Annotated in this window: 7 protein-coding genes; 2 read left to right on the forward strand and 5 right to left on the reverse strand. The window is 71.2% G+C overall.

Annotated elements, in window-relative coordinates; genetic code table 11:
- Positions 1-750: PfkB family carbohydrate kinase (locus tag ACFW2E_RS39805; RefSeq protein ID WP_384474862.1), on the forward strand; the 750-nt coding region annotated here is incomplete at its 5' end.
- A 56-nt stretch (positions 751-806) separates the two neighbouring features.
- Here ACFW2E_RS39805 and ACFW2E_RS39810 read toward each other — a convergent pair.
- The 5 genes from ACFW2E_RS39810 to ACFW2E_RS39830 all read right to left on the reverse strand — a co-directional run bounded on the left by ACFW2E_RS39810 (position 807) and on the right by ACFW2E_RS39830 (position 4,559).
- Positions 807-1,310, reverse strand: coding sequence for an ATP-binding protein (locus ACFW2E_RS39810; RefSeq protein WP_384474865.1), 504 nt, complete (start codon positions 1,308-1,310; stop codon positions 807-809).
- A gap of 229 nt (positions 1,311-1,539) precedes the next feature.
- Entirely contained in the window at positions 1,540-2,283 is a 744-nt protein-coding gene (locus ACFW2E_RS39815) for an FGGY-family carbohydrate kinase (RefSeq protein WP_384474868.1), read from the reverse strand.
- On the reverse strand, positions 2,265-3,116 hold the full coding sequence (locus ACFW2E_RS39820; RefSeq protein ID WP_384474871.1) for an FGGY family carbohydrate kinase: 852 nt from the start codon (positions 3,114-3,116) through the stop codon (positions 2,265-2,267). Before ACFW2E_RS39820 ends, ACFW2E_RS39815 begins: the two co-directional genes overlap by 19 nt.
- A gap of 3 nt (positions 3,117-3,119) precedes the next feature.
- Positions 3,120-4,169: an NAD(P)-dependent oxidoreductase gene (locus ACFW2E_RS39825; RefSeq protein WP_384474874.1), complete on the reverse strand. Its 1,050-nt coding sequence runs from the start codon at positions 4,167-4,169 to the stop codon at positions 3,120-3,122.
- A gap of 255 nt (positions 4,170-4,424) precedes the next feature.
- Positions 4,425-4,559 (reverse strand): hypothetical protein, encoded by a 135-nt coding sequence (locus ACFW2E_RS39830; RefSeq protein WP_384474877.1) that lies wholly within the window; start codon positions 4,557-4,559, stop codon positions 4,425-4,427.
- 752 nt (positions 4,560-5,311) lie between these two features.
- On the opposite strand from ACFW2E_RS39830, the gene ACFW2E_RS39835 reads away from it, so the two are divergent.
- Positions 5,312-5,929: GNAT family N-acetyltransferase (locus ACFW2E_RS39835; RefSeq protein WP_384474880.1), on the forward strand; the 618-nt coding region annotated here is incomplete at its 3' end.

A 5,929-nucleotide genomic window follows, 5' to 3' on the forward strand; every position in this document is an offset into this window, starting at 1 on the left:
GTCGTCGCCGGAGACGCGCTGGTGGACCTGGCACCCACCCCGACGGCCACCGGTGGCACGGCCTACCAGCCGCGGCCGGGCGGTTCCTGCCTCAACGTCGCTGCCGGCCTCGGCCGCCTCGGTGTGCCGGCAAGCCTGCTCGCGCGCATCTCCGACGACCACTGCCCTGACCTGCTGCGCGCGCACCTCGCGGAATCCGGCACACGCCTCACCCATGTGCTGGCGACTTCCGACCCCGCCTCCCTCGCCGCCGTCCGGCTGTGCGACGACGCGTCGGCGGCGTACCCCTTCCACGCGAACGGTGCCGCCGACCGCGGTCTGCGGCCCGAGTGCCGCGACACGCTGCCGAACGCCGGACAGCTCAAGGCGAGCGAGGAGGACCTGGCCTGGCTCCACCCGGGTGAGCCGTACGTGCTGGTGGCCGAGGGCTGGCCGGCGTCCGGGGCGAAGCTCGTCCTCGTCACGTTGGGCTCCCGGGGCGCCTGGGCCGCGGGGGGTACGGCCCGCGTGCACATGCCCGCCCCGGTGGTGGAGGCCGTCGACACGGTCGGGGCCGGCGACGCCTTCACCGCGGGCGTGCTCGCCCATCTGCACCGGTCCGGCCGACTCGCCGGAGAAGGCGTCGCGGGACCGTGTCCTGACGAACTCACCGGGCTGCCTGCTTACGCCCTCGGAGTCGCGGCCGAGACGGGTACGCGCGTGGGTGCCCAGCCGCCGTTCCATCGCGAGGGCCTGCCGATCCCTTCGTAGCCCGTCGACCGGGGCTCTGCGTCCCCCAGGTGTCCCGCTCATCGGACACCGCCCGGTCAGTCGGTTCCCGGGCGGGTGGCCGTGACGGCGAGGCGGGCGAGGATCCAGGTTCCGTGATGGTCCTGGTGCAGGTCGACCTGGGTGGACAGGGTGTGGACGATGTCGAGGCCGCGGCCGTGTTCGTCCGGATCGTCGTACGCGCAGGGCCGATGCGAGGATGTGGGATCTCCGTGATCACCCACGATGATGCCCAGGGTCCCCTCGGCGAGGACCAGGCGCAGCGACATTTCGCTACGCCCGTGAACGGCCGCGTTCGCGGCCAGTTCTCCCACGATCAGGAGAGCCGAGTCCTGCTCGTCCTCGGACAGGTGCCAGCGTGTGAGCACCGCGCGGGCGGCGCTTCGCAGGCAGCCGACCAGTGCCTCCTGTGCCGGAAGGGTGAAATGGGCCTTCGCGGGGTGGTGCGGGATCAGGGTCCTGGGGCTGGGGAAGTGGACGTTGTCCCACGGCGCGACGGGCGAATGGTCGGGGGTGACCGACGGTGCGGTGTCGGGGGGCATGGCCGTTGCTTTCGGACTGGTGACAGGGGGTGCCACGTTGGGTGGCGGAGGCCGCGTCATGAGGGCCGGGCGCGGGTCGTCTTGTATTTCTGTGTACGCTCGATCAAGTCCAATTGCAATAGATTTGCATAGAAAATCTCGAAGAATGTGTTAAATGCGCCGATGGTATCTCATACGCGGATGCGTGGGAGGCCGGTCATCAGTTACCGGTCAGGGCCCCGGACGCCGGTCACTCCGCCGTCGCTGAGTCGAGGCGGGCCCAGACGGGCCAGAGGACCTCCTGGGCCTCCCGGTAGACCTGGTAGGCCTCCTCCAGCACCTCGGCCCGGTCGGAGGCCGGTTCATGGCGCCTGAGGATGGCAGCGCCAACGCATGAATCCGCCCCGTCACCGAGCAGTCCGACGGCACGAGCGGCGAGCAGCGCGGCCCCTCGGGCAGCGCTCTCCTCGACGCCCGTCACCACGACCGGGCGCCGCAGCGCGTCGGCGAACATCTGGCTCCAGACAGCGCTGCGCGCAGCGCCCCCGGTCAGCATGGCGGGCCCGGTGATGCGCAATCTGGAGTGGAGCGCGTCGACGTGCCACCGGTGGTTGAGGACGACACCTTCCATCAGGGCCCGCAGCAGGTGCCCGCGGTCGTGCCAGCCGCGCATGCCGAGAAAGGTTCCAGACGTCGGCTGCTGGTGAGGGGATCCGTAGACGTAGGGAAGGAACAGCACCTCCGAAGGGCCCTTCAGATGGGCCCCGACCTCTTGGCCCATGGCGGTGTGGACGTCGTCACGGCGTCCGGGTGGTGCGCCCATGACCCGCAGGAACCACTCCAGGTTCGCCACAGAGGCGGGCGAGGTGGACATGATCATCCACTGACCCGGCTGAAGGAATCTGCGGCACTGCCAGCGGAGGTCGGTGACAGCGTGATCGCAGACCACCTGGTTGATGCTGAACGTCCCCGCGATCAGGCACAGTTCGCCCACCCCCGTGGCACCGACCCCCAGCGCCGCCGCGGCGACGGGGGGGGCGCGCGGGGGGGCGGGGGGGGCGCGCGAGCCCCCCCCCCCCCCCGCGCGCGCGCGGCGCGGCGGGGGCCGCGCGGCGGGGGGGGCGGCCCCGCCCCCCGCCCCGTGAGGGCCGCGGCCTGCCGGGTGACCGTTCCGCACACCGCCTCACAGGCCCGCACGGGCGGCAGCTTGGCGGCGAGCGGCCCGAGCCCGAACAGGTCGAGCAGTTCCTGCGAGTATCCGCCCCGGCTCATGTCGGTGAAGGAGGCGCTGGCGTCCGTCGGGTCAGTGGCCACCACACCCGTCAGATGCCAACGCAGCCAGTCCTTGCAGGACAGCAGCCAGCGGGCCCGCTCCAGCACGGCCGGTTCATGGCGTCCGAGCCATGCCAGCAGGGCGGCCGGGGAACCAGCGAAGGGGACCGTGCCCGACAGCGTGAGGGCTCGGTCCCAGACCCGGGTGTCCCGCCACTCGGCCAGCACGGGCTCAGCACGCGTGTCCATCGCGACGATCGCGGCCCGCACGGGTCTTCCCCGCTCGTCGATGGCGTAGAGGCCGTCACCGTGTCCGGTCACCCCCACCGCGACGACGGCCCGTCCCTCAGCGCCCGCTGCGGCGAGAGAGGCCCTGATGGCCTGGTGAGTGGTTCGCCATACGTCGTCCATGTCCCGCTCCACCCAGCGGGGACGCGAGGTGTCGAGCGGGACCGTGCCCACGCCCTGCGCCACCTCTCGGCCTGCCGAGTCGAACAGCACGGCCTTGGTCACGGTGTGCCCCGCGTCGACACCGAGCACCAGATCGCCCGTCACCGCTCACACCCACCCCAGCTCACGGGCGTTGACCGCGGAAACACAACGGCCCGTGGCGGTCAGTTCCGCTATGGCTTCGGCGACCAGCCGCGCCGAACGCACGCTCGTGGTCGTCGTGTCACCGGCGAAGTGAGTGGTGAGCGTGACATTGTCCAGCCGACGCCACAGGCTGTCCGCCGGCAGGGGTTCCTGGTCGTGCACGTCGAGCCCGGCCCCGGCGATGCGGTGGGCCGCCAGGACGTCGTACAGGGCGCCGGTGTCGACAAGTCGGCTGCGCGCGGTGTTCACGAAGTAGGCGGTCGGCTTCATCAGCGCGAAGTGGCTCGCGCGGATGAAACGCTCGGTCTCGGCCGTCAACCGGGCGAAGACCTGGACGAAGTCGGACTCGCTGAAGACCGTGTCCAAACTGTCGGCCCGGGCGACCGAGTGCTCGGCCAGAACGGCGTCGGACACATACGGGTCGTAGGCGATCAGACGCGAGCCGAATCCGCGCAGCACAGTGGCGAACGCGCGCCCCACATGACCGAAGCCGACCACGCCGACCGTGCCGTCGCCGATCTCGAGGCCAGGACGACCGAGGGTCTTCCGCCAGCCGCCGGACTTGACCGAGGCGTCCACCCGGGCGATGTCCCGGGCCTCCGCGAGCATCAGACCGACGGCGAGCTCGGCCACGGCCGTGGCGTTGCGGCCGAACACCGGCACGACCCCCACTCCGCGGGCGGTCGCGACAGCGACATCGACGTTCTCCAGCCCTGTGCGTGCCACGCAGACGGCCCGCAGCGCCGGGGCGGCCAGGAGCACCGCACGGGACACCGGAGCGAAGTGCACCGCCAGCACCTCGGCTTCTCCCACCGCCTCCACGATCTCATCGGGAACCGCCACGGCCCCGGGACCTCGCCACTCCATGGTCTGCTGCGCCGTGTGCTGCTCCGTCTTGGTTCCGTGCCAGTCCACGCAGCGAACCGGTCCGAATCCCGGACCGCAGACCTTCGACAGGGCGTCGATGTAGAACTCGGCAGGAATGAAACGGTCACCGACAATCACAATGCGCACTGAGGCCTCCAGGAGGTGCCCCTCGTCTTCTGTAATCGTCCCACGCACCCGGGCGGGGCACCCGACGTCGTCACCCCGGCCAAAGCAGTGCGCCGCCGTGCACCACGCCGGGTGTGGCGGCGAGACTCGACGAGAAGGCACAAGGCCCTCAGGCCCCTCCGAGCCCGGAACTGCGCAGGCCCTCGATGAAGCGGCGCTGCAGCATTAGGAAGAGGATTAGCATCGGCGCGATCGTGATCACGCCGGCTGCGCTGATCAGTGGGTAGGGAACGAGCGCAGGAGGAGCGTGGCGAACGGCGAGAACAGTCCGGTGTAGATCAGGACCAGTCCCAGCCGTGAGTCGTCGAGGCCGGCTCTGGTCCACATGTAGAACAGGGGCATCAGGGGCATCCGCGTCGGCAAAGCGCCGGCATCAGCAGATAGGTGATGAACGTGGTGTCGCCGCGGATCGGTAGCAGGGCCAGCAAGTAGGCTGCGCAGCTGGCGAGGACCAGAGTCGGGCGACGGTGCCGCCGACGATCAAGACCGCGTGCCACAGTCCGGCGCCCGTGTCGGCCTGGGTCCAGGCCTGCCAGAAGTTGGACCAGAGCCAGTGCTCCGGTGGCGCGAGGGAGTTGGCGGCGCAGTCGTCGGTGCTCTTCAGGGTTGGTGAACGCATCGCGGATTCCGCCGCGATCCTCGCTCTTCGCTTCCGCGGCTGAGCGCCCGATGTTCGCCGCGGGGGAGATTTCTGCACATGTCGGCGGTCAGCGACTTCGCCCAGCGGGGTGGGGCGGTCCTCCACATCGCTCGGCGGCGGTGATCAGTGCGCCTTGCCGTGCCGGGACGGTCGCGCACATGCCACCGCCGCCGGTCAGCGCAGGAGACGGTGCCGCTTGCCACGGCGGAAGCGCATCACCCCGTGGGCGAGGTCGGGGCGCTTCGAGTTGACGGGGGACGGCGGCGACGACGGTGGCGCGGCGGTCGGTCAAACGCATGGCGCCCTTGCGGGTCGGTGCTGGCGTGTGGCCGGGCTGGTTGACCCATGAGGTGGCGACCGACGGTAGTGGGCGGCTCGGCCACTGCCTGGCGCGCCGCGCCGGCCGGGCGGTAGTCGAGAGGGAACCTATATCCAGCGCCTCTCGGGCTGTTAGCCTGCGCGCATGTCAGACCTGGGGCCCGTCGCCCGGCCGCCTGAGCCGATCAAGACCGAGCGACTCGTGCTCCGCGAGCCCGAGGCCCGGGACCGTGCGGCGTTCATCGAGTTGCTGGCGTCGCCAGAGGTGCACACCTACCTCGGCGGCCCCCGCCCGCGTGACGAGCTTGAGCGCGAGATGCCCGGGGTACCCGAGCGGTGGCCCGGAAGTTTCGTCGTTGATCTCGACGGGGCGATGATCGGCCAGATCCTGCTCAGGCGAGCAACGGAGCACCGTCGCCCGGCTGCTGCAGGGAAGGCCGATCTCGGCTACCTGTTCCTGCCGCGGGCGTGGGGATTCGGGTACGCCGCCGAGGCGTGCGCGGCGGCACTCGACTGGTTCGACGGCGCCCTTCCCGGCGAGCCGGTGGTGCTCACCACCCAGACCGCCAACGTCGGCTCGATGCGCCTCGCGGCAAAGCTGGGGTTCACCGAGGTAGAGCGGTTCCAGGCCTGGGACGCCGAGCAGTGGCTCGGCCTGCGGTCCCCGGTCACGCCGGCCCCGAGTTGCCAAAGATGCCCGCGGGGGGGGGGGGGGCGGGGGGTGGGAGGGGAGGAGCGCGCCGCCCCCGCGCCCGGCCGCCCC

It is taken from the genome of Streptomyces sp. NPDC058964 (assembly GCF_042741275.1).
Taxonomy (GTDB): domain Bacteria; phylum Actinomycetota; class Actinomycetes; order Streptomycetales; family Streptomycetaceae; genus Streptomyces.

Bases quoted from the DNA above. Each gene is read 5' to 3' on its own strand.
- ACFW2E_RS39810 (WP_384474865.1), bottom strand. From the start codon at position 1,310: ATGCCCCCCGACACCGCACCGTCGGTCACCCCCGACCATTCGCCCGTC.
- ACFW2E_RS39830 (WP_384474877.1), bottom strand. From the start codon at position 4,559: ATGCCCCTGATGCCCCTGTTCTACATGTGGACCAGAGCCGGCCTCGAC.